Origin of the sequence: Acinetobacter sp. YH12155, from assembly GCF_013418255.1 — a bacterium.
GTDB lineage: Bacteria > Pseudomonadota > Gammaproteobacteria > Pseudomonadales > Moraxellaceae > Acinetobacter > Acinetobacter indicus.
Genome location: NZ_VPCK01000009.1, coordinates 68,786 through 88,944, shown reverse-complemented (window position 1 = coordinate 88,944; position 20,159 = coordinate 68,786). Strand labels below are relative to the sequence as shown.

20 protein-coding genes are annotated in these 20,159 nt (G+C 45.4%); 13 read left to right on the top strand and 7 right to left on the bottom strand.

Going from position 1 to position 20,159, the window contains the following annotated elements:
- The first annotated feature begins 5 nt into the window (after positions 1–5).
- The 3 genes from rplI (at position 6) to alr (ending at position 3,223) form a co-directional block, all read left to right on the top strand.
- The gene (gene rplI / locus FTU86_RS08415; protein WP_005178742.1) at positions 6–452 is read left to right on the top strand and encodes a 50S ribosomal protein L9; all 447 of its coding nucleotides are present in this window, start codon (positions 6–8) and stop codon (positions 450–452) included.
- A 209-nt stretch (positions 453–661) separates the two neighbouring features.
- Positions 662–2,107, top strand: a complete 1,446-nt coding sequence (gene dnaB / locus FTU86_RS08410; protein WP_005178744.1) for a replicative DNA helicase — start codon at positions 662–664, stop codon at positions 2,105–2,107.
- A 45-nt stretch (positions 2,108–2,152) separates the two neighbouring features.
- Complete coding sequence (alr, locus tag FTU86_RS08405) at positions 2,153–3,223, top strand: alanine racemase (protein WP_104491610.1); 1,071 nt, start codon at positions 2,153–2,155, stop codon at positions 3,221–3,223.
- A gap of 68 nt (positions 3,224–3,291) precedes the next feature.
- Here the strand turns inward: alr and FTU86_RS08400 are convergent, their stop codons facing one another.
- The 5 genes from FTU86_RS08400 to FTU86_RS08380 form a co-directional block, all read right to left on the bottom strand.
- Positions 3,292–3,726, bottom strand: a complete 435-nt coding sequence (locus FTU86_RS08400) for a BLUF domain-containing protein (protein ID WP_016659098.1) — start codon at positions 3,724–3,726, stop codon at positions 3,292–3,294.
- Positions 3,727–3,822: 96 nt separating this feature from the next.
- Positions 3,823–4,557, bottom strand: coding sequence for a proteasome-type protease (locus FTU86_RS08395; RefSeq protein WP_104491612.1), 735 nt, complete (start codon positions 4,555–4,557; stop codon positions 3,823–3,825).
- 30 nt (positions 4,558–4,587) lie between these two features.
- Positions 4,588–5,367, bottom strand: coding sequence for a transglutaminase family protein (locus FTU86_RS08390; protein WP_104491613.1), 780 nt, complete (start codon positions 5,365–5,367; stop codon positions 4,588–4,590).
- Positions 5,364–5,966: an alpha-E domain-containing protein gene (locus FTU86_RS08385; RefSeq protein ID WP_016659100.1), complete on the bottom strand. Its 603-nt coding sequence runs from the start codon at positions 5,964–5,966 to the stop codon at positions 5,364–5,366. Before FTU86_RS08385 ends, FTU86_RS08390 begins: the two co-directional genes overlap by 4 nt.
- A gap of 20 nt (positions 5,967–5,986) precedes the next feature.
- Positions 5,987–7,537, bottom strand: coding sequence for a circularly permuted type 2 ATP-grasp protein (locus FTU86_RS08380; protein WP_180036817.1), 1,551 nt, complete (start codon positions 7,535–7,537; stop codon positions 5,987–5,989).
- Between the two features lie 245 nt (positions 7,538–7,782).
- Here FTU86_RS08380 and FTU86_RS08375 point away from each other — a divergent pair, with 245 nt between their 5' ends.
- Positions 7,783–8,781, top strand: coding sequence for a YafY family protein (locus tag FTU86_RS08375; RefSeq protein ID WP_016659102.1), 999 nt, complete (start codon positions 7,783–7,785; stop codon positions 8,779–8,781).
- A 326-nt stretch (positions 8,782–9,107) separates the two neighbouring features.
- Here FTU86_RS08375 and mnmG read toward each other — a convergent pair whose 3' ends face one another.
- Positions 9,108–10,988 (bottom strand): tRNA uridine-5-carboxymethylaminomethyl(34) synthesis enzyme MnmG, encoded by a 1,881-nt coding sequence (gene mnmG / locus FTU86_RS08370; protein WP_016659103.1) that lies wholly within the window; start codon positions 10,986–10,988, stop codon positions 9,108–9,110.
- A 261-nt stretch (positions 10,989–11,249) separates the two neighbouring features.
- Between mnmG and FTU86_RS08365 the strand changes: the two genes are divergently transcribed.
- From FTU86_RS08365 to purD, 8 genes are all read left to right on the top strand, one after another.
- Entirely contained in the window at positions 11,250–11,609 is a 360-nt protein-coding gene (locus tag FTU86_RS08365) for a hypothetical protein (RefSeq protein ID WP_005178766.1), read from the top strand.
- A gap of 162 nt (positions 11,610–11,771) precedes the next feature.
- A complete protein-coding gene (locus FTU86_RS08360) occupies positions 11,772–12,656 on the top strand; it encodes a bile acid:sodium symporter family protein (protein WP_160241209.1) in 885 nt (294 codons plus the stop codon).
- A 77-nt stretch (positions 12,657–12,733) separates the two neighbouring features.
- Positions 12,734–13,621 (top strand): bile acid:sodium symporter family protein, encoded by an 888-nt coding sequence (locus tag FTU86_RS08355; protein WP_016659105.1) that lies wholly within the window; start codon positions 12,734–12,736, stop codon positions 13,619–13,621.
- Positions 13,622–13,738: 117 nt separating this feature from the next.
- Positions 13,739–14,641, top strand: coding sequence for a 50S ribosomal protein L11 methyltransferase (gene prmA, locus FTU86_RS08350; protein WP_016659106.1), 903 nt, complete (start codon positions 13,739–13,741; stop codon positions 14,639–14,641).
- An 18-nt stretch (positions 14,642–14,659) separates the two neighbouring features.
- Positions 14,660–15,529 carry a DUF3426 domain-containing protein gene (locus FTU86_RS08345; RefSeq protein ID WP_104491618.1) on the top strand — a complete coding sequence of 290 codons (870 nt, stop codon included), beginning with the start codon at positions 14,660–14,662 and terminating at the stop codon, positions 15,527–15,529.
- A gap of 368 nt (positions 15,530–15,897) precedes the next feature.
- Positions 15,898–16,167: a DNA-binding transcriptional regulator Fis gene (gene fis / locus FTU86_RS08340; protein ID WP_001086304.1), complete on the top strand. Its 270-nt coding sequence runs from the start codon at positions 15,898–15,900 to the stop codon at positions 16,165–16,167.
- A 91-nt stretch (positions 16,168–16,258) separates the two neighbouring features.
- Entirely contained in the window at positions 16,259–17,833 is a 1,575-nt protein-coding gene (gene purH / locus FTU86_RS08335) for a bifunctional phosphoribosylaminoimidazolecarboxamide formyltransferase/IMP cyclohydrolase (RefSeq protein WP_005178775.1), read from the top strand.
- Positions 17,834–17,988: 155 nt separating this feature from the next.
- Complete coding sequence (purD, locus tag FTU86_RS08330) at positions 17,989–19,272, top strand: phosphoribosylamine--glycine ligase (RefSeq protein ID WP_180036816.1); 1,284 nt, start codon at positions 17,989–17,991, stop codon at positions 19,270–19,272.
- 76 nt (positions 19,273–19,348) lie between these two features.
- On the opposite strand, the gene FTU86_RS13890 is transcribed toward purD, so the two are convergent.
- Positions 19,349–19,693 carry a hypothetical protein gene (locus tag FTU86_RS13890; protein ID WP_373684734.1) on the bottom strand — a complete coding sequence of 115 codons (345 nt, stop codon included), beginning with the start codon at positions 19,691–19,693 and terminating at the stop codon, positions 19,349–19,351.
- Here FTU86_RS13890 and FTU86_RS08325 point away from each other — a divergent pair.
- Positions 19,604–20,086 carry a GNAT family N-acetyltransferase gene (locus tag FTU86_RS08325; protein WP_225876429.1) on the top strand — a complete coding sequence of 161 codons (483 nt, stop codon included), beginning with the start codon at positions 19,604–19,606 and terminating at the stop codon, positions 20,084–20,086. The two genes, FTU86_RS13890 and FTU86_RS08325, sit on opposite strands and share 90 nt — an antisense overlap.
- The last annotated feature ends 73 nt before the right edge of the window (positions 20,087–20,159 follow it).

The following is a 20,159-nucleotide window of genomic DNA, read 5'->3' as shown; positions in this document are numbered from 1 at the left end:
GAGCTGTGGATATTATCTTATTACAACGCATTAAAAACCTTGGTAAATTAGGCGATAAAGTATCAGTTAAAGCTGGTTACGGCCGTAACTTCCTTATCCCTCAAGGTAAAGCAGTTGCTGCGACTGAAGCAAACACTGCTGCTTTTGAAGCTCGTCGTGCTGAACTTGAGAAGCAAGAAGCTGAAGTATTGGCTGCTGCTCAAGCACGTGCTGACCAACTGAACGAAGTAAATATCGTAATCACTGCGAAAGCGGGTGACGAAGGTAAATTATTCGGTTCAATCGGTACTCGTGACATCGCTGACGCGTTAACGAACGCTGGTTTAGAAGTAGACCGTTCAGAAGTTCGTTTACCAAACGGTGCGCTTCGTCACACTGGTGAATTCAACATCGCAATCCAATTGCACCATGATGTTGTTGCTGAAGTTCTCGTTACTATCGTATCTGAGTAATTTCTCGCAAGAAAAAAGGGCATGCCTTGGCATGCTCTTTTTTTATTTCTGTAAAAATCTCCTCACCTTTTTGTAAGCTATCCGTTCTTAAAATCTGCTCGCTTTTTTTGCCAGAGCGCGTATGATTTGTGGTTACACCGTTTATTGAATTCATGCTATAAGACCACCGGTTTTATTTGGTATTCATCGTATTAAAATCAGGGAATTATATGTCACAGGCGCTGGCCAACACCAAACCAACTCCAGTCAAAACAGAGAGTTCCAGCAACGATTCCGGTGCGCTCAAAGAGTTTCGCACCCCGCCGCATAACCTGGCCATTGAGCAGGCCGTTCTGGCTGCCCTCATGACCGTGGCCGAATCACTGGAACAGGTCGGAGATGTATTACAGGAATCCGATTTCTACGCCACGCGACACAAATATATTTACCGTGCCATTGATACCCTGGCCAAAGAAAACTCCCCTTATGATGCCGTTCTGGTCAATGACTGGCTGATCAAGCACAATCTGCTTGATGCCATTGGTGGTGAAGAATATCTCATGCAGCTGATGGCCGATTCACCATCGAGTTTCTATAACCTGGAAACTTATGCGGCTAAAATTAAAGAGTTTTCGACCTTAAGAAACATGATTAAAGTCAGCTCGGAAATTCTGCAAAATGCCTATGACACCAAAGGCCGCACTGTCAGTGAAATTCTAGACCTCGCTGAAACCAATATTTTCCAGATTGCCGAGCAGCACAATAACAACAAGAAAAATGCCGGTCCGAAAGCCATTAATACCGTCGTGGCCGATGTCTTCGACAAGTTAAATGAACTGTCGCAAATGGATGGCAACATTACCGGTCTGACCACCGGCTTTGTCGAGCTGGACAATAAAACTTCGGGGATGCAAGCTGGCGACCTGATTATTGTTGCGGCCCGTCCGTCAATGGGTAAAACCACCTTTGCCATGAACCTGGTTGAAAGTGTACTGTTCAATAACGACCTGCCGGCGCTGGTTTACTCCATGGAAATGCCAGCCGATTCAATTGCCATGCGTCTGATTTCCTCGTATGGCAAAGTGCATCAGGGGAATTTACGTTCCGGCAAACTCAGCGGCGATGAATGGTCCAAAGTCACCGGCACCATTTTACAGCTACAAGAAAAACATTTATATATTGATGACTCATCAGCACTGCCTCCAACCGAAGTACGTTCGCGTGCACGCCGAATTGCCAAACAGCACGGCGGCAAACTCGGCTGTATCATGGTCGACTATTTGCAGCTGATGAAAGTACCGGGCATGGGCGATAACCGTGTCGGCGAGATTTCAGAAATTTCGCGTAGCTTGAAAGCCCTGGCCAAAGAAATGCAATGTCCGGTCATTGCCCTCTCCCAGCTCAACCGCTCGCTGGAAAACCGTCCCAACAAACGCCCAGTAATGTCCGACTTACGTGAATCGGGTGCGATTGAGCAGGATGCCGACTTGATCATGTTCATTTACCGTGATGAGGTCTATAACAAGGAATCTAAAGAAGCCGGTACTGCCGAAATTATTATTGGTAAACAGCGTAACGGCCCGATTGGTACCGTGCGTCTGGCGTTTGAAGGCCAATACACCCGCTTTAGTAACCTTTCCCCTGAGTTTTATGCTCAGTACGATGATGATGAATAATTCAGCCATCATTGCCTTTCCATGACCCTGTAGGAGTAAATAAGGGTGCGCCAAGCTACAGTTTATATTGATCGCGCTGCGCTTCAATATAATTTAAACCGTGTCAGACAACTTGCCCCAACTGCCAAAATTGTCAGTATGGTCAAAGCCAATGCTTATGGACATGGCGTTAAAGACTGCTTAGCAGCCTTACAAGACAGCGATGCCTTTGGTGTCGCCTGTTTACAAGAAGCACTGGAAATTCGTGAACTGGGGTTCCAGCAACCCATCACCCTGATTGAAGGCGTGTTCACTAAAGATGAAATGCCAATTGTCATTGAACGGAATATCGAGATTGTGGTGCATCAGCCTGAACAGGTTACATGGCTCATTGCGCACAAAGATGCCTATATCTCTAAAAATCTGAAAGTCTGGGTTAAGCTCAACAGCGGCATGAACCGTCTGGGCTTTAAACTTGAGGTGATTAAAGAGGTCATTCAGCAATTAAAATCGGCCGGCTTTACCTGTGTTCTGGCGATGCACTTTGCCAATGCAGATGCTGATCATCCACTGAATGATGAACAGATCCGTCAGTTTCTGGAAGTAAAAAACGACTGCGCACCGATTTTAGCTTCGTGCTGTAATTCTGCTGCTATTTATAAATATCCGGAACTGCATTTTGATTTTGTCCGTCCCGGCATCATGCTTTATGGCGCAACTCCGTTTGCAGACCGAGATATTTATGCACTAGATTTAAAACCGGTGATGACCTTTAGCGCAGAAATTATTGCCTTAAATGAGATTCAGGCCGGTGAACAGGTTGGTTATGGCTCGACCTTTACTGCCGATAAAGCTATGCAACTGGCTATTGTGTCCATTGGCTACGGTGATGGCTATCCACGTGCCTTCTTTGCGCAGAATTTTGTCGCCATTAAAGGCCAAAAAGCAGCTGTAGTCGGTCGTGTTGCCATGGATATGATTGCTATTGATGTAACTGGATTGGATGTTCAGTTAGGCACGGAAGTCGAGCTTTGGGGCAAGCAACGATTAGTGGATGATGTCGCAGCAGCCAATGGCACCATTGGTTATGAGCTGTTGTGCCGCTTAACCCAGCGTCCGGACCGTAAAGTTATTTAATCTTTTCAATAAAAGAGAATCTCAATGGAGGTTCTTTTTTTATTCTTTTTATAACGCAGGCAGCAGATTTAAGCCACCTCATCTACCACCGAATGATTTAGCGCCTCATATAGCACCTGAAGCAATCCATCAACCTGTGTGGCATTTAATTGATGCGGTAAAAATTGCGCATGACCGAGTTGCTGAAAATAGGCTTTGATCTCGCTATTACGCATCACATATTTCATGGCCCAATCCTGAAAACGCTGCTGGGCAACATGATTCTCGGTAAAAATTTGGATATTCTGATGACGCGGATCACCAACAATCCCGGCAAAAATTTCCTGAACGGCCTGTTCATCACCTTGCAGACATTGAAAAAAATAACCCTCTGCATAGCACAGCACACCCGATACCTGATGCTGGGTATTAGCATTGCGCGCTTCGATCAGAATATTGCGTAAATCTTGCAGTAAATTTTCAGCCGTCGAGGTACTCTGGCTGGCATAGCAAAGCTGAAACATATTCAAGTCCTTATCATGATCTGTACGAATATTTTTTGATTTTCTTAAGGATTTATCATTCAAGGAAAACTTGATTAAAATAAAGGGACTGAGCTTTTAAGTCAAATAATCTTCGGTTGGCACCGGCAATTCCTGCAACCCGCGTCTTAAGGTATCGGACCACTGCTTGCTGATATTTTCAAAGTACGGGTCTTCTTCGTAAATGCGTTTGCCCAAAGGAATATGCAGGCTGTCTTTATGATAGACCATACAGTCCAGCGGCATCCCCACGGACACATTGGAACGTAAAGTGGAATCAAAAGAAATCAGGCCGCAGCGCAAGGCATCTTCTAATGACATATCGTAACGCAAGGCCCGGTCAAGAATTGGTTTGCCATATTTGCTTTCTCCAATCTGGAAAAACGGCGTATCACGCGTGGCGCAAATAAAATTGCCTTGTGGATAAATATGATACAGCTGCATCGGCTCGCCTTTAATCTGCCCGCCCACCAGCAAATTGCAATAATAATTATGCTGCTCGTCTTTATCGTCAGTGACATCCTGAATGACTTTTTTCAGCAAGCAGCCCACCAATTCTGCCACTTCAAACATGGTTTTGACACTATATAAATGCGGTTCCTGGTTTAAAGTCAGATGATTTTTTAAATGACCGATGACTGCCTGTGTGGTCGCCAGGTTACCCGAGGTCTGAATGGTAATCAGGCGCTCGCCTTCCACGCCAAAGGTATACAGCTTGCGAAATACCGAAATGTGATCGACCCCGGCATTGGTACGCGAATCACTAATAAACACCAGACCATCTTTTAAACGCAGCGCACAGCAATACGTCATAGCATTATCCTTTTAATTGTCATCCATTACTTAGCAGGCCAGAACCTGCACCATGGTCTGCATATGCTCGATGCCGCCTTTTTCTCTTACGCCCCGGACCGGCGCCACATCCCAATAATCCCGCCCGACGGCCAGATAGACATGCGAGTCTGGCTGAAAGGCCAGATTGCTGACATCAAAACAGTACCAGTGCTGTTCTAAAAATACCTCTACCCAGGCATGACTGGCAAGATGTGAACTGTTGCTGCTATATAAATAACCGGAAACATAACGTGCCGGGATGCCTAAAGATTTACACATGGCAATCAGCACATGGGCATGGTCCTGACAGACGCCCTGTTTGGCCTGAAAGGCTTCAATGGCGGTGGTCTGCACCGAAGTTTGGGCCGGACGGTATGGCATATGGCTTAAAATCGCTTCTGACAAACGGATCAGGTTGTCACGATTCACCTGCAACACATACTGCCGTGCAAAACACTGCATTTCAGGGCTGCACAGCGTGCTGGCTGTTGGTTGTAAAAATAGATAGGGATTCAGCTGATCTTGCAGGCCCCATCGCGTCTGCGGACGCAACTCGACAATACCCTGCGCCATAATACTCAGACTTTGATAGCTAAAGCGCTGGGTGCTGGTCATCCAGATATTCTGAAAAGCATCCTGTTTAATCTCGGATTCCCCTGGCACACTAATCGCCCAATGATGAACCTGTTGATGGGCATTGTTCGGCGGGGTCATTTTAATATATTGAATACTGTTACAGGCCGGTGCCGAATAATGATAATGGGTCTGGTGATTAATCATGAGCCTCATGCATCGGCCTCGAACAGTTGCTGGATATGGTCACTAAACTGGTAAAAATGCATGCTGTCGGGCTGCTGCTTCAGCTTCATCCAGATTTCGGGTAAAGAATCCCAGCCGGCTTGGGTCAATAACCCTACCACCACTTCAATATAATAGACCGTGCCCTGAATATCCTGCTTTAAGCGCAATTGCCGGTCCAGTTGCTCGAGATGCTGCCCCAGTTTAAAGAACAGGAAAATATCAGATGCTTCAGCCTCTAAGACTTCATGACAATCTCCAACTACATCACAGATATAGGCTGGATTTTCTTTGGCATTTTTAATGTACTGGTTTAATTCGGCATAGGCATGTGCCGACAAGACCCCGCGTAAATCCTGAATATTATCTTTGGCATACTGAAACTGCTGATGAAAAGAGGCGGGCTGTTCCGGATTTAGAATCAGCTCATTTAAAGATGCCGCATCAAAGGCTGGCAAACAGAAGGCGTGTGCATACTGCAAGGCATCATCATTATATTTAAATGGAAACTGACTGCATAAATACTGGATGCGGGTCAAATAACGACCCAACCAGAAAATCTGCTGTGCATTACGACTCAGTAAAATCACATGATTCTCCTTGGGAGTTGTTATGAATGTAAGGGATCAACCACCCAGGTATCTTTAATGCCACCACCTTGAGATGAATTGACCACCAGCGAACCGGCCTGCATGGCCACACGGGTTAAGCCACCGGGAACAATTTCAGTACGATAAGGCGAGCTGAGCACAAAAGGACGTAAATCAATATGCCGTTCGGCAATGCCCTGTTCGGTTAAGGTCGGACTCACCGACAGATTCAGGGTCGGCTGGGCAATGTAGGCTTGCGGTGCGGCCAGAATTTTCATTTTAAACTCGGCCAGTTGCTCCTCGGAGGCTTGAGGACCAATCAGCATGCCATATCCGCCTGAACCTTGTGCTTCTTTCACTACCAACTGTTCCAGATGTTCCAGCACATAGGCCAGATCATCTGCTTCGCGGCACTGATAGGTCGGGACATTATTTAAGATTGGTTGTTCACCCAAATAGAAATGAATCATTTTATCGACATAAGGATAAATGGATTTGTCATCGGCCACCCCGGTACCCGGCGCATTGGCGATGACGACGTGATGCTGTAAATAGGCCGACATCAGGCCCGGCACACCCAGGGTGCTGTCCGGTCTGAAACAGAGCGGGTCTAAAAATGCATCATCTACCCTGCGATAAATTACATCAACCTGCTGTTTGCCCCGCACCGTTTTCACATAAACCTTGTCATTTAATACAAACAGGTCACTCGATGTTACCAAAGGTACACCCATCTCACGGGCTAAAAATGCATGTTCATAATAGGCATTGTTATAGCGCCCCGGGGTCAGCACCACAATAAAAGGCTGATCGACATAGGCATTTTCGGCCAGAATTTCTTTTAAAAGCTGCGGATAATGCTCGATGCCCTGAATATTATTCTGCTGATACAGCTGGGGAATCAGTTTCTGGCTAATCTTACGGCTTTCCAGCATATAAGACACACCCGATGGCGTTCTTAAATTGTCTTCCAGCACAAAAAATTCACCGTGCTGATCACGAATAATGTCAATGCCACTAATCTGACTATAGACCTTACCCTTCAGACCATGACCAAGCATATGTGGCTGATAGGCTTCGTGGGTCAGCACCTGCAGTTCCGGTACAATGCCAGCTTTTAGAATATCCTGTTGATGATAAATATCATGTAAAAACAGATTTAGCGCCCGGGTACGCTGGGCACAGCCCAAGGCCACTGTATTCCATTGCTGCCGGGCCATAACCCGCGGAATAATATCAAAAGGAATGGTGCGCTCGGTGCCTTCCTGATCGCCATACACGGTAAAGGTAATTCCCTGATACAGAAAATGTGCTTTGGCGGCATCATTCAGTGCTGTCAGTTCTTCTAAACTGTGCTGGGTCAGCCATGGTTCGATTTTCTGCGCGGCACTATCGGCAAGGCTCTGTTCGCCCGACAATTCATTAAAAAATTCAGATTTCAATTGTTCGAATAATACAGATGATTTTTGCTGCGGCAGCGAAATATCGGTCACCGAGACCTGCACCCGCTCTAAAAGATGGTCTGATGTTATTGTATCTATTGAATTTGTATCTTGATTTTCTTTCAGCATACAAACCTCATCATTGTTATCCTTTCTAATTTTATATAAGCAATTCCAGTGCCAATAATTGTGACTTGGTATTCACTCTTTCTTTATCGCCGATCTGTACAGATAAAACAAATCTTATTTTGCTTCATCTTGTATCAATTTATGGCCAGACCTCGTGCCTGCCACTTGCCAAAAAGCATGACATTTCTTATTGTGTGGACTATAGCCATGTACTCTCCAATATTTATCTCAGCGCTGATTCCAATATGTCGACACAAGAAAAAGAAACGTCCAATAGCCTCTATCGCCAGTGGCAAATCCTGTCCCGCCTTTCTACCGGAAAATGGATGGGTACCCGTGAATTACAGGAAATTCTGCAACGTGAAGGCATTGATATCAGCCTGCGTACCATCCAGCGCGATTTAAACCAGATTTCGCAGCGCTTCCCGATTGAAAATAATGGCACCGTCCCGCAAGGCTGGCGCTGGCGCTCCGATGCACCGCTACAAAGCCTGCCGCACATGACCAGCTCACAGGCAGTCACCTTTATGATGGTGGAAGAACATCTCAAACATCTGTTACCACCTAGCCTGATTGAGGAAATGACTCCGTGGTTTGATCTGGCACGGCGCAGCCTGTCGACCCAGAACAATGTCCGCCAGTGGATTAACCGGGTGCGGATTGTGCCGGCCATTCAGCCGCTGATTCCGCCAGTGGTCGATAAAAGCGCACAACAGGCTATTTATGAAGGCTTATTGCAGGATAAACAGCTGGAATGTGTTTACCATCCACGTACCACCGCTTCGGAAGAAAAGACCTATATTCTGAATCCGCTGGCGCTGGTACAAAAAGGTGCAGTGATTTATCTGATTTGCACCCGACACGACAAAACCGATATTCAGACCTTTGCCCTGCATCGCTTTAAATCGGCGGAGGTATTAAATTCCCGCGCCCTGCATCCGGTTAATTTTGATATTGATGCCTATATTGAATCCGGCGCGCTGGGCTTTAGAGTCGATTACAGCAAGCCGACTGAAAATATCGAGTTGAAACTGACCATGTCAGAAGCCGATGCACATTATTTTGAAGAAACCCGTTTAAGCAAAGACCAGCAGATTATCCAGCTGGACAATGGCTTGTATCAGGTCATTTCCAATGTACCATTTACCTCACAACTGGTGTGGTGGCTGCGCAGTTTTGGCAAAAAACTGGTACAGATTGAACCGGCAGAAGTGTCTGACGCTGTGCATCAAGTCAATGAATAAAAAAGGTCCCAAGTCCGGGACCTAACATTTGCTTATCATTTTTTTCAATTTTTTTGTTATCGCTGCTGATTTTTAGGGAAGTTGAACAGGATACGATTACTGTTAGCATGCCAATTCAGCCGTATTATAACGAATGGTTTTTAAGGTCATCGTGCACTCCTCTCTGTTTGGATAAGATGACTGTAACGCTTCCAACATCATCTGTGAAATCATAAGATCTGCAGCTTAAATCTGTTTTTTTCTTAAACTCAATTTCCACTTTATTTATTCAGCACATAAAAAAGCCCGCGATCTCAACCGCGGGCTTTTTCACAAATTAGGATCTTTTAAGCAGATTTACGGGCTTGGGCATTTTTACGAATGGTGATCATCACCAATTGAACTGCCGCAGGAGTCACGCCTGGAATACGGCTGGCCTGCGCCAGAGTTTCCGGCAATACCTGTTTCAGCTTCATGGTGATTTCACGCGACAGACCGGATACGCCGTCATAATCAAAATCAGCCGGGATTTTGGTTTCTTCCAGACGTTTCATCTGCGCCACATCTTCATGCTGACGGTTGATATACCCTTCGTATTTTACCGCAATTTCAATCTGGTCACCGACTTGCTGCGACACTTCTGAACCAGTCAGTTCGGCAATTTGCGCAAAAGTGATGTTTGGACGTTTCAGCAGGTCAATTGCAGAACATTCTTTGGACAGATCAGCACCGGTCATTTCAACGAATTTTTTACCCATCGGGTTATTTGGCGCAGCCCACAAGTGCTGTAAACGGCCTTTCTCACGCTCAACTGCATCCATTTTTTCACAGTAAGCATTCCAGCGCGCATCATCCACCAGACCCAGTTCACGGCCAATCGCGGTTAAACGCTGATCTGCGTTATCTTCACGCAGCATTAAACGGTATTCGGCACGTGAGGTGAACATCCGGTACGGTTCTTTGGTTCCCAAGGTAATCAGGTCGTCAACCAGTACGCCCATATACGCTTCATCACGTTTTGGCGTCCACTGTTCCTGATCCCAGGCACGGCGTGCAGCGTTCAAACCTGCAAGCAGACCTTGCGCACCGGCTTCTTCATAACCAGTGGTACCGTTGATTTGACCAGCAAAATACAGGTTATTAATGGCTTTGGTTTCCAAAGTGAATTTCAACGCTTGTGGGTTAAAGTAATCATATTCAATCGCATAACCCGGACGCAGAATATGGGCATTTTCCATACCACGGATTGAGCGTACCAGTTCAAACTGCACATCAAAAGGCAGTGAAGTTGAAATACCGTTTGGATACAGCTCATGTGTATCTAGACCTTCAGGCTCCAAGAACACTTGGTGCGAATCTTTGTCGGCAAAACGGTGAATTTTATCTTCAATCGAAGGACAGTAACGTGGACCTACCCCTTCAATCACGCCGGTATACATTGGCGAACGATCCAAACCACCACGGATAATGTCATGGGTTTTTTCATTGGTATGGGTGATATAACAGTTGACCTGTTCAGGATGCATCGAGGCATCGCCCATAAATGACATCACTGGAGATGGGAAATCACCCGGCTGCGGGGTCATCACCGAGAAATCGACTGAACGTGCATCAATACGCGGTGGAGTCCCAGTTTTTAAACGGCCCACTGGTAGTTGTAATTCACGTAAACGGTGTGCCAGAGAAATAGAGGGTGGATCACCGGCACGACCACCGCTGGATTTTTCCAGACCGACGTGAATCACACCACCCAGGAAGGTCCCGGCAGTCAGCACTACCGTTTTGGCATCAAAGCGAATGCCCATTTGGGTGACCACACCTTTAACGGTATCGCCTTCTACAATCAGGTCATCCGCCGCTTGCTGGAAAATATCCAAGTTTGCTTGGTTCTCAAGCGTTTCACGAATCGCGGCTTTATAACGAACCCGATCAGCCTGCGCACGTGTGGCACGCACTGCAGCACCTTTACGCGAGTTCAGAATACGGAATTGAATCCCGCCTTTATCGGCAGCCAGCGCCATCGCACCGCCCAAGGCATCAATTTCACGCACCAGATGCGATTTACCAATACCACCAATGGCCGGGTTACAGCTCATCTGCCCCAAAGTCTCAATGTTATGAGTTAAGAGCAAGGTTTGTCGGCCCATACGCGCCGCAGCCAAAGCCGCTTCCGTACCCGCGTGACCGCCGCCGATAACAATGACATCGTAAACTTTAGGATAATGCATAGTGGTAAATTGAGAGATAAAAAGAAATGACAGAATATTATAGCAAAAGCCGGCGTATAAGTTGACAGATTAAGTCAATTTTATTTGGATTTTCTCGTGGTTTTTCACCTGATTGATTGGCTGGCAATGTAAATGAACGTTGCAGATATACTGCAAATAAAAACATTTCATATTAAAAATTAACCAGATATAGGTTGTTTTATTTTGATTATTTTTTATCCTAAATCATGTACTCATTACAAACAAGCACAGGTACGAATTATGAATAAGAAGATACTCCTCTCATCCATCCTCTGCGGTTTATGTTTATCTCCATTTGCAGCTGTACAGGCAAATGACAAAGTTGAAAAAGTGTACGATTCACAGCGCTATCAGAATGTCTGTAAAGGCAAATCTCAAGGTGCTGCGGTCAGCTTTGCCTATCGTGGCATTATCTGGAACGGTACCTGCCAGCCACAGTTCTTCCCGGCAGACAGAAAACTCGATATTCACGGTGATGAAGCTGCACTGTATACCACCTGTGGCCAAGACATGAATGCAACCACGGCAACCATTTCCGGTGCAGAAGTTCGTGGTAAATGTGCCCTTGGATTTACCCCGCCGCGTCCTGCTCAAATGTAAACTCCAACCCGATTCACATCTAGCCAAAATATGTGAACTCAATCAAGAAAACAGCCATTTATTACCAAGTAAATGGCTGTTTTTATTATTTTTATGGTTGATTTAAAACTCAACTCAATTACACTGAAACTGGGGAAAATAAGAATTAAATAGGATGATGCCATGCAAAGCGGCATTTTTACCTTCTTTCTACCGCTAACCTTGGCGGTATTAATGATGGGTTTGGGCTTGCTACTCAGCCCTAAAGATTTTATTCGGGTCAATCAGCAACCGAAAGTCATTTTTATTGCCTTGTTTACCCGGCAGGTCTTGCTGGTTGGACTGGCATTTATTCTCTGCCTGTTTTTAGAACTGCCTCCTTTGCTGGCAGTGGGGTTAATGTTGCTGTCAGCTACCCCTAGTGGTTCCACCTCTGCCCTGTTCAGTTATGTCTATAAAGGCGATGTAGCCCTGAATATTGTCGTGGTCGCCATCAATTCGGTGATGGCCATTTTAACCCTGCCTTTTATCATTAGCATTGCCATGCGCTATTTCATGGCCGATCAGACCGAAATCAACATGCCAATTGAACGGATTGCCTATACCTTCCTGCTAATTTTAGTACCAGTCTGTCTGGGAATGGCCATTCGCTCGTCTTTTCCAGAGCTGGCCAAACGGCTGAGTAAACCGATTCGGCGCATGTCGGTATATTTTATTTTTGCCCTGTTCTTTTTCGCGCTCTTTCAGGAGCGCTATCAGCTGGCGCAGTATATGGAACAGGTTGGACTGGCCACCGCCCTGTATGCTTTTGTCAGTCTGGTGGCCGGTTATGTGCTGCCACAGCTGATGGACATTTCCGAACAGCAGGCGCGCTCCTGCGGTTTCTTTATGAGTATTCATAACACCGCGCTGTCTTTAACCCTGGCACTGTCGGTACTACAAAGCACCCAGATTGCCATTCCTGCCGCCATTTACACCATCTTCATGTATATGTTTGCCTTGATCTTTGGACATTTACTGGCTAGACGAATGCCGTTAAATTCGGTAAAACAGAAAGTCATAGAGTAATTTGAATAAACAGTAAAAGATATTTTGCATGAAGCAACTGTCTTTTCTCACAAGGATAAATTTGACAGGAAGGTCATATGGATTCAGGCATTATTACCGTTATGCTGCCCTTGGCGCTGGCCATTATTATGGTTGGGCTGGGGCTGGAACTCACGCCCAAAGATTTCGCACGCGTTACCAAACACCCCAAAGCAGTCCTGGTCGCACTATTTTGCCAGCTGGTATTGCTGGTCGGGATTGCCTTTTTATTATGTAAAATTCTGGCACTACCGCCGTTACTGGCCGTCGGCATGATGCTGCTGGCTGCTTCGCCGGGTGGCAGTACCGCCAACCTGTTCAGCTATTTATTTAAGGGCGATCTGGCGCTCAACATTACCTTAACCGCAATTAACTCGGTGATTGCAGCACTGACCTTACCCATTATCGTCAATTTCGCAATTGCCCACTTTTTACAGGCTGACCAAAGCATTGGCCTGCAATTCAGTAAAATCTTGCAGGTATTCGGGATTATTATTGTGCCGGTGATTATTGGCATGTTAATTCGTCATTATGCCCCGCGACTGACCGAGAAACTGAATAAACCGTTACGGATTTTTGCAGTGATCTTTCTGATTTTAATTATCATTGGGGCCATTGTGCAGGAGCGACACAATATCCTGAATTATATTGGTGATATTGGCCTGGCTACCGCACTGTTCTGTATTTCCAGTCTGGTGATTGGTTACTTCGTCCCACGCCTGTTTGGGATTAATAGCGCCCAGGCCCGTGCCAGTGCCTTTGAAATTGGGATTCATAACAGCACGCTTGCCATGACCATTGCCTTAACCGTTATGGCCAGTTCAACCGTGGCCATGCCGGCGGCAGTCTATTCTATTTTCATGTATATCTTCGCCGCCATTTTTGGCATGTTATTAAACCGCTTTGTGCCGATTGCCGAACCCAAGCCTGTGGTGGCAAACAGTTAAGTACTTTTTTCACCCAAGGATGTCGCGCTGGCATCCTTTTTATTTTGTACATTGGTAGGCGAAACCGATTGCCTTCCGCTACAATATCCTTTTGAAAAAACAAATTAGGTTATTCCTGTGAAGTGGTTACAAATACATATTACTGTTGATCAAGCTCAAGTCGACTTTACTGAAACATTACTCAGCTCACTTGGCGCCGTGAGTGTAACGCTGGATGATGCTGAAAATCAGGACTTGCTTGAACCACTTCCAGGCGAAACACCGCTGTGGAACAAGGTGATTGTGACCGGTATTTATGCACAGGACGAAAACGAAGAAATTGATGTGGCTGCGCTGGAAACTTTCATTCGCACTCAACTGCCAGATGCACCAATGCGTAGCGAATTCCTGGAAGATCAGGTCTGGGAACGCTCATGGATGGATTATTACGAGCCAATCCAGATTGCTGAAAAATTCTGGATTGTACCGGAATGGCTAGAGCCCCCTGAAGCAGATGCGGTGAATATTAAACTGGATCCGGGTCTGGCCTTTGGTACCGGTAACCATGCCTCAACGTTCCTGTGCCTGCAATGGTTAGGTAAAACCGATGTTAAAGATAAAATCGTCATCGACTATGGTTGCGGTTCTGGCATTTTAGGTGTTGCTGCCCTACTTTTAGGTGCGAAAAAAGTCTATGCCACTGATATTGACCCGCAGGCGGTTTTAGCCACCCAGCAAAATGCTGAATTGAATGGCGTACTGGATCGTCTGTTTGTCGGTCTGCCTGAAGAGTTTAATGAAACCTTAAAAAATCAGAAAGCCGATGTACTGGTTGCCAACATTCTGGCTGGCCCGTTAATGATGCTTGCGCCTGAATTCGCAACTTTAACCAAATCTGAGGGAGAGTTCGCACTTGCAGGTGTAATCGAAGAGCAAGTTGCTGAAGTTTCTAGTGTTTATTCTGAATTTTTTGATATATTAGAGGTCGAAAAACGTGAAGAAAACTGGTGCCGAATTTCCGGGAAGCGCCAGCCGCATTAATCAACCTCTATAGATCTTATGAGTGAAAAGCAGACCAAGTGCCCCGAGTGTTTAACCACCTATAAAGTTTCTGTTGCACAGCTTACAGTGGCTCAGGGCATGGTTTGCTGTCCCAAATGTGCCTCTACCTTTAATGCACTCTCGCATCTGGTGCAGCCAAAGCCTGCGCCAACCCAGCTCGAATACAACGGTTTTACTGGTGGACAGGTCAGTTCGCCGGTTCTGGCCGATCATGGTCTGGCTTTTGACGACACACATGAAACCCATCTGCTGGATATTTTTGACCGTAAGGTTGAACATTCCAATATTGATTTAAAGACCTACTTAAACAATCTGAATTATTTCAGCACCGAACCGATTGCCAGTATTCCCTCGATGAATCTGTCTGAAAATGAACTGCAGCAAGAACGCAAGAAACATGGTGCGGGCTATTACACGCTGTGGGGTATTGTCAATTTTAGTCTGGTCGGTTTGCTGATTTTCCAGATTCTATGGTTTAACCCGAAATTCATGAACAACAGCCCTGCCCTGACTGTGGCTTTTAACGGGGTCTGCCAGCTGTTTAACTGTGAAACCTTTGAAAAGCAGTACAGCCTGATTTCAATTAACCGTGTGCGGGTGAAACGCTATGACCATGAACATACCTTGTTCTCCGGCGAGCTGATCAATTTTCATGACAAGAGTTTGGTATTGCCAAAACTGAAAATCACCTTAAAAGATGATAATGAAGAAGTGGCGTCCTATGTACTCGAACCGAAAGAGTATTTAATTAAAAGTCTGGCCAGCATTGAGCGGATTCCAAAAAATACCCCATTCAAGTTTGAAATTCAGCTGCCAGTGACCCGAAAAAGCTTTGATACCTATAATTTAGAAATTATCAAGCCTTAAAAATTAAAAAAAAATGTAAAAAAAGTGCAGTTTTCTTGCTCACTTTTTCTAAGACAATGGTATGATACGCGCCACGTAAGCTTAGTGCTGCATACTCCTCAGTAATTCAAAACAAATAGAAACTCGCAGAATGCGCCTTATTTTCAATAACGCGTATTGAGCAGGTTTTTTCGTTTCGATTTTTGGTCTGTAACAATTATTAATCTATTGTTACGCTTATTTTTCGACCAGCGCTGTGAGTTGTGGCAAGCTAAATGTTCCAGTTTTAGAACTCTCGTTTTAGGATCTAAAACGGGGTTCATTTATTTATAGACCACATTTATATATCACTTTACCCAAGTGATATCTGATTTTTCGGATTAATTCGCATGAATAGCAAATCTCCTATTTTTACTGCACAATCTGATGTCGCTCTTCGTATCCACGTTGATCGCGCAGTTCGCCATTACTTTGCTCAATTGCAAGGCGAGCAACCTTCTCAGGTGTATGACATGGTGCTAGCAGAAATGGAGAAACCTCTTTTATCTGTAGTTCTAGAATATACACGTGGTAACCAGACACGTGCTGCCGAGATTCTAGGCTTAAACCGTGGTACTTTACGTAAAAAGTTAAAAGCTCACGGTTTAATGAGTGAATAAATGATAAAATGCTCGCGGCTTTCGTGGGCATTTTTTTTAACCGCATTTTGCTAATGTTTTAATCTGTTTTTTGATAACTGTGACGAAAATCATGACTATTAAACGCGCTTTAATCTCTGTTTCTGACAAAACTGGAATTGTTGAATTTGCACAAAATCTAGTGGCTCTTGGGGTAGAAATTTTATCTACAGGCGGTACATATAAGTTGCTTAAAGACAACAATATCGCTGTAGTTGAAGTTTCAGAGCACACCGGTTTTCCAGAAATGATGGATGGTCGTGTAAAAACTTTACATCCTAAAATTCATGGCGGCATTCTGGCTCGTCGCGGTCTAGACGAAGCTGTAATGGCAGAACACAACATCGATGCAATCGATTTGGTGGTAGTGAACCTTTATCCATTTGCAGCAACGGTTGCAAAACCTGACTGCACCCTGCCAGATGCGATTGAAAACATCGACATCGGTGGTCCAACCATGGTTCGTGCTGCGGCGAAAAACCATGCGTCTGTCGGTATCGTCGTCAACGCATCTGACTATGCGACTGTTATTGCCGAGCTTAAAGCTGAAGGCAGCCTGTCATACGCAACCCGTTTTGACCTGGCAGTGAAAGCATTTGAACATACTGCACAATACGACGGCATGATCGCATCTTACTTAGGCGCTCGCGTAGGTAAAGAACAAGGCGAAGCAGACAAATTTGCGCGTACGTTCAATACACAATTGAACAAAGCACAAGATTTACGTTACGGTGAAAACCCGCATCAATCTGCTGCATTCTATGTAGACCCAGCGGCAACTGAAGCATCTGTTTCAACAGCTAAACAGCTGCAAGGTAAAGAACTTTCTTATAACAACATCGCCGACACTGATGCTGCGCTTGAATGCGTGAAATCATTCGCGAAACCTGCTTGTGTGATCGTAAAACACGCGAATCCATGTGGTGTTGCGGTATCTTTAGACGGCATTCAAGCGGCTTACGACTTGGCTTATGCAACCGATCCTGAATCTGCATTCGGTGGCATCATTGCATTCAACCGTGAATTAGACGTTGCAACTGCACAAGCCATTGTTGACCGTCAATTCGTTGAAGTGATTATTGCACCAAGCGTTGCTGAAGGTGTTTTGGACGTGACTGGCGCGAAGAAAAACGTACGTGTACTGGTCTGTGGCGAATTACCAGCAATTGACGAACGTGCGCCACAAATGGACTATAAACGTGTCAACGGTGGTTTGCTGGTGCAAGACCAAGACTTGGGCATGATCACCAAAGATGATCTTAAAGTGGTGACCAAACGTGCTCCAACCGAGCAAGAAATTGACGACATGATCTTTGCCTGGAAAGTGGCGAAATACGTGAAGTCTAACGCGATTGTGTATGCGAAAAACCGTCAAACCATCGGTGTGGGCGCAGGCCAAATGAGCCGTGTAAACTCTGCGCGTATTGCAGCAATTAAAGCTGAACATGCAGGCCTCGTGGTTGAAGGTGCAGTGATGGCATCTGACGCATTCTTCCCGTTCCGTGATGGTATTGATAACGCTGCGAAAGCAGGGATCAAATGCATTATCCAGCCGGGTGGTTCTATGCGTGATGAAGAAACCATTGCAGCAGCTGACGAAGCTGGTATTGCCATGGTGTTCACTGGCATGCGTCACTTCCGTCACTAATTAACTAAATTAATTAGAAGTCGTATTTAATCATCCCCCTAAATCCCCCTTTGTAAAAAGGGGGACTTTTCGCGTAAGAGAACAGTGTTTTTCGCGATTCCCCTCCCTTTCTTAAAGGGAGGTTGGGAGGGATTCAATTTTGAGGGATTTTTTAAATGAACATTTTAGTTTTGGGTAATGGCGGTCGTGAACATGCATTGGCATGGAAAATCGCACAAGATGAAAAAGTTGCTAAAGTTTTTGTTGCACCAGGCAACGCAGGTACAGCAACCGAAGCTAAATGTGAAAACATCAATTTAAGCATTTTAGACAATGCGGCGATTATCGACTTTGCAAAAAACAATGCGGTAGATTTAATCGTGGTTGGTCCTGAAGCACCGCTGGTCAATGGTGTGGTGGATGCTTGCCGTGAAGCAGGTTTAAAAATCTGGGGTCCAACCCAGTTTGCAGCGCAGCTTGAAGGCTCTAAAGCATTTGCCAAGCATTTCTTAAAACGCCACAACATTCCAACTGCATTCTATGACGTATTCACTGAAGTTGATGCAGCCAAAGCCTTTGTTGAAAAAAATGGTGCGCCGATTGTGATTAAGGCGGATGGTCTTGCTGCAGGTAAAGGCGTAATCGTGGCGATGACCAACGAAGAAGCATTTGCAGCCATTGATGACATGCTGGCAGGCAACAAATTTGGTGATGCCGGTTCTCGCGTAGTCATCGAAGAATTCCTTGCAGGTGAAGAAGCATCATTCATTTGTATGATTGATGGCGACAACATCTTGCCAATGGCCACTTCTCAAGACCATAAACGTATTTTTGAAGGCGACCAAGGTCCAAACACAGGCGGTATGGGTGCCTACTCTCCTGCGCCTGTGGTGACTGCAGACGTATTTGAGCGCGTGATGAAAGAGGTAATGCGCCCAACCATTGACGGTATGAAAGCAGATGGTCACGTATACACCGGTTTCTTGTACGCTGGCTTGATGATTGATGAACAAGGTCAACCAAAGGTGATCGAGTTTAACTGTCGTTTCGGCGACCCTGAAACTCAACCAATCATGATGCGTTTAAAATCATCTTTGGTTGATCTGGTTGAGGCTGGTATTGCAGGTAACTTGCCAGCAGAAGCTGAATGGGATGAGCGTAAGACTGTCGGTATTGTTTTAGCATCTAAAGGCTACCCAGAAACGTCTAGCAATGGCGATGTGATTTCTGGTTTAAACACCGAAATGACCGATGCCAAAGTGTTCCATGCCGGTACAAAAGCCAATGAAAATGGTGAGATTGTCACTGCTGGTGGTCGTGTACTTTGCGTAACTGCACTAGGCAACACCATTGGTGAAGCACAAGCAAAAGCTTTAGAACTTTGCCAAAAAGTAACCTTCGACGGCGTTCAATATCGTAAAGATATTGGTTACCGTGCGATTGCGCGTGAAAATGCTTAATTCTCTCTTAGATTGATTAAGTAAAAAACCCCGCTGAGTGCGGGGTTTTTTATGCTTCGAAGGTTTCCCTCTCCTCTCAGGAGAGGGTCAGGGAGAGGTGCTTTAATTTTTCATTATGAAGCCAACCCTCCGCCTCACCTTCTCCCTGAGCCATATATAGCGCAAGAGAAGGGATTTCATGTCTTATCTCATTACGGAAATTATCATTCTTTTCTTGATAAATGCATTTATGATGCATCAAGAGCTTATTAATCATTTTAACATGAAAATCCACCTGCAAACCCCTCGCCTGATCCTCCGCCAATGGCAAGACAGTGATGCATCCCCATTTATCCAAATGTGTGCCGATCCTGAAGTCATGCGCTATTTCCTCAATCCCTTGACCGAGCAGCAAAGTCTGGCTTTTATGCAACGTATCCAAAATTTTATTGCCACACACGGCTGGGGCCTGTTTGCTGTCGAACTAAAAAGCAGCAGTGAATTTATCGGGTTTATTGGTTTACATCAGCATCTAGAACACTATGATTTTGCCCCATGTATTGAAATTGGCTGGCGACTAGCCAAGCAATACTGGCACAACGGTTATGCCACCGAAGGCTCAAAAGCCGTACTGGATTATGCTTTTCGTGAGCTACAGCTGGACAACGTAGTTTCCTTTACTACCGTGCTCAACACGCCCTCGGAAAAAGTCATGCAAAAAATTGGCTTAAGCAAAGTCAAAACCTTTGCGCATCCGCTGGTGCCGGCAGATCATCCTTTACTCATGCATGTGCTCTATCAAATTGATCGCCAAAGCTATCTGCAAGCGCATTAAAAATCTCAAGTTTGGATGAAAACTGTCATAGGATTGAAGGAAATAATCATTATAAAGATCTATCATCCTACCC